At 56.4% G+C, this 445-nt stretch carries 1 rRNA gene and 1 other annotated feature; the gene reads left to right on the top strand.

From position 1 onward, the window contains the following. The first annotated feature begins 8 nt into the window (after positions 1-8). Positions 9-124, top strand: a 5S ribosomal RNA gene (gene rrf / locus QYG89_RS17350). Between the two features lie 67 nt (positions 125-191). Beyond that, positions 192-290 (bottom strand) — a sequence feature (23S ribosomal RNA rRNA prediction is too short). Between the last annotated feature and the right edge of the window lie 155 nt (positions 291-445).

Below are 445 nucleotides of genomic sequence, written 5' to 3' on the forward strand. Positions count from 1 at the left end.
TTATACAGTCTGGTGGCGATAGCGAAGAGGTCACACCCGTTCCCATACCGAACACGGAAGTTAAGCTCTTCAGCGCCGATGGTAGTTGGGGGCTTCCCCCTGTGAGAGTAGGACGCTGCCAGGCACATCCCCAATAGGGGTTTTTATTTTGGGTGTTGCTTTTACGCCATACGGCGTGATTGGTTAAGTCCTCGATCGATTAGTATTCGTCAGCTCCACGTGTCGCCACGCTTCCACCTCGAACCTATCTACCTGATCATCTTTCAGGGATCTTACTAGCTTGCGCTATGGGAAATCTGTGGAACAGGAACGGGCACCGGTGGAACAGGAACGGGCACCGGTGGAACAGGAACGGGCACCGGTGGAACAGGAACGGGCACCGGTGGAACAGGAACGGGCACCGGTGGAACAGGAACGGGCACCGGTGGAACAGGAACGGGCACCG

This window comes from Bacillus lumedeiriae, assembly GCF_044891285.1.
Lineage (GTDB): Bacteria > Bacillota > Bacilli > Bacillales > Domibacillaceae > Pseudobacillus > Pseudobacillus lumedeiriae.